Genomic DNA, 3,525 nt, shown 5'->3' on the forward strand with positions numbered 1-3,525 from the left:
GCACCACCGTCACGCACGGACGCCGCCAGCCGCGCCGCCTGCTCCCGCACCGCCCCACGCGACTTCGCCGACACCACCCACGGCAACCACGCCGGAGCCCGGACCGGCTCGCCGTCGGCCCCGTCGGCCGGCTCCGGCTCCGGGGCCTGTTCGAGGATGAGGTGGCCGTTGGTGCCGCTGATGCCGAAGGAGGAGATGCCGGCACGGCGTGGCCGGCCGGCGTCCGGCCAGGGGGTGGCCTCGGTGACCAGGCGGACGGCACCGCCGGACCAGTCGACGACCGAGGTGGGTTCGGTGATGTGCAGGCTCCTGGGCACCATGCCGTGCCGCATCGCGAGCACCATCTTCATCATGCCGCCGACACCCGCGGCGGCCTGGGTGTGGCCGATGTTCGACTTCAGCGAGCCGAGCAGCAGCGGCCGCTCCGCCGGACGGTCCTGGCCGTAGGTGGCGAGGATGGCCTGCGCCTCGATGGGGTCGCCGAGCGGGGTGCCGGTGCCGTGCGCCTCGACCACGTCGACCTCGGCGGCGGACAGTCCGGCGTTGGCGAGGGCCTGGCGGATGACGCGCTGCTGCGAGGGCCCGTTGGGGGCGGTGAGGCCGTTGGAGGCGCCGTCCTGGTTGATGGCGGAGCCGCGCACCACGGCGAGGACGGGGTGGCCGTTGCGGCGGGCGTCGGAGAGCCGCTCCAGCAGGACGAGGCCGACGCCCTCGGCGAAGCCCATGCCGTCGGCGCCCTCGGCGAACGCCTTGCAGCGGCCGTCGGGGGCGAGGCCGCGCTGCCGGGAGAACTCCACGTAGGGCTCGGGGGTGGACATGATGGTGACGCCGCCGGCCAGGGCCATGGTGCACTCGCCGGTGCGCAGCGACTGCAGGGCCAGGTGCAGGGCGACCATGGAGGACGAGCAGCCGGTGTCCATGGTGACGGCGGGGCCCTCGAAGCCGTACGTGTAGGACAGGCGGCCGGAGGCGATGCTGGAGGCGTTGCCGGTCATGAGGTGGCCGGCCAGCTGCTCCTGGGCGGCGGCACCGCCGAGGCGGACCTGGTAGTCGGTGTTGATGGTCCCGACGAAGACCCCGGTGGCGGTGGAGCGCAGGGTCTCCGGGTCGATGCCGGCGCGTTCGAACACCTCCCAGGACGTCTCCAGGAGCAGGCGCTGCTGCGGGTCCATGGCGAGGGCCTCGCGCGGGGAGATCCCGAAGAACGCCGGGTCGAATCCGGCGACGTCCTGGATGAAGCCGCCCTCACGGCTGTAGGTGGTGCCCTGCCGTTCGGAGTCGGGGTCGTACATCGAGTCGAGGTCCCAGCCGCGGTCGGCGGGCGGGGTGGACACCGCGTCGACCTCGGCGACCATCAGGTCCCAGAGTTCCTCGGGGCTGGTGACCCCTCCGGGGAAGCGGCAGGCCATGGCGACCACGGCCATCGGCTCGTCGGTGACGCCGGCCGCGACGACCACGGGTGCGGTGGCGGGCCGCTGTCCGCCGAGCAGCCGGTCCTTGAGGTGGTCGACGACGGCGGCGGTGTTGGGGTGGTCGAACAGGAGCGTCGTGGGCAGCTTGACGTCGGTGGCGGCGGTGATGCGGTTGCGCACCTCGACGGCGGTGAGCGAGTCGAAGCCCAGGTCCTTGAAGGCGCGGTGCACGTCGACGGCCTCGGGCGAGGCGTGGCGCAGGGCGGTGGCGACCTCGGCGCGGACCAGGTCGGTGAGCAGGCGGTCCTGGTCGGCGGGGGCGAGGCCGCGCAGCCGGTCGCGCAGGGCGTGGGTGTCGGGCGCGGCGGCCTTGGCGGCCTCCAGGGCGCGGCGGACCTCGGGCAGGTCGCCGATGAGGGGGCTGGGCCTGGCGGCGGTCAGGACACCGGCGTACGACGGCCAGTCGACGTCGACGACGGTGGTGTGCGAGGCGCCCTCGGCGACGGCGGCGCGCAGTGCTGCGACGGCGGTGTCGGGCGTCATCGGGGTGAGTCCGTCGTGGCGCATGCGGTCGGTGAGGACGTCGGCGGTGGCCATGCCGGCGTCGGCCCAGGGGCCCCAGGCGACGGAGGTGACGGGCAGGCCGGCGGCGCGGCGCTGCTCGGCGACGGCGTCGAGGTAGGCGTTGGCGGCGGCGTAGTTGGCCTGTCCGGCGTTGCCGAGGACGCCGACGATGGAGGAGAACAGCACGAACATCGACAGGTCGTGCTCGCGGGTGAGGTCGTGCAGGTGGGCGGTGCCGAGGGTCTTGGGGCGCAGGACGGCGTCGAAGCGGTCCGGGGTGAGGGCGTCGAGGACGCCGTCGTCGAGGACGCCCGCGGCGTGGACGACGCCGGTGAGCGGCAGGTCGGCGGGGAGGGAGCCGAGGAGCGCGGCGAGCTGGTCGCGGTCGGCGACGTCGCAGTCGGCGACGGTGACGCGGGCGCCGTGCGCTGTGAGTTCGGCGGTGAGGTCGGCGACGCCGGGCGCGTCGGGGCCGCGGCGGCTGGTGAGGACCAGGTGCCGGGTGCCGGCGGCGGCCAGGGAGCGGGCGACGTGGGCGCCGAGGGCGCCGGTGCCGCCGGTGATCAGGACGGTGTCGTGCGCCGCCCAGGTGCCGGTGGGGTCGGCGTCGCCGGCGGGTTCGGGCAGCGGCATCCGGGCGAGTCGGCGGGCGTAGGAGCCGGCGGCGCGGACGGCGAGCTGGTCCTCGGCGCCGCCGAGGAGGCCGGGCAGGCGGTCGAGGGCGCGCGGGTCGGGGGTGGGCGGCAGGTCGACGAGCCCGCCCCAGGTGTCCGGGAGTTCGAAGGCGACGGCGCGGCCGAAGCCCCAGGTCTCGGCCTGGACGGGCGAGGTCAGCGGGTCCCGGCTGTCGACGGAGACGGCGCCGCGGGTGAGCGCCCACAGGCGGGTGCCGGTTCCGGCGAGGGCGTGCGTCAGCTCCTTGACGGCGGCGAGGCCGCGCGGGAGGGCGGGGTGGTCGGGGTGCGGCCGCTCGTCGAGGGCGAGCAGCGACAGCACTCCGGCGGGGTCCTCGCCGTCGGGGGTGGTGAGCAGGGCGGTGAGGGCGGTGGTGTCCTCGTCGCCGGTGAGGTCGTGGCGTTCGACGCGCAGGCCGCGGGTGGTGAGGGCGGTGAGGACGTCGTCGACCCAGGGGTCGTCGGCGTGCCCGGCCGGGACGAGCGCGGGCCAGCGGCCGGCGGGGACGGGGCCGGCGGCGCCGGTCAGCGGGGTCCAGTGGACGCGGTGGCGCCAGGAGTCGAGGGTGGTGCGCAGGGTGCGGCGGCGACGCCAGGAGGCGAGGGCGGGCAGCAGGCTGCTGAAGGCCTCGGTGTCGTCGCCGGTGATGTCCAGGACGGTGGACAGACGGGTGACGTCACCGCTCTCGACGGCGGACCAGAACTCGCCGTCGGCGGGGTCGCCGCCGGTGCCGGCGGGCCGGTCGGTCTCGTCGGGGGTGAGCCAGTACCAGTCGCGGCGGAAGGGGTAGGTGGGGAGGTCGACGCGGCGGGGGCGGGTCCCGTCGTAGAAGACGTCCCAGTCGACGTCCGCGCCGTACGCCCACGCCTCACCG

The 3,525-nt window shown here is 75.7% G+C and carries 1 protein-coding gene; it reads right to left on the reverse strand.

Going from position 1 to position 3,525, the window contains the following annotated elements:
- The coding region (locus AB0A94_RS38505) for an SDR family NAD(P)-dependent oxidoreductase (protein WP_361751674.1) at window positions 1-3,525 on the reverse strand (3,525 nt) is incomplete at both ends.

The sequence above is a fragment of the Streptomyces sp. NPDC044984 genome, assembly GCF_040646935.1.
Lineage (GTDB): Bacteria > Actinomycetota > Actinomycetes > Streptomycetales > Streptomycetaceae > Streptomyces.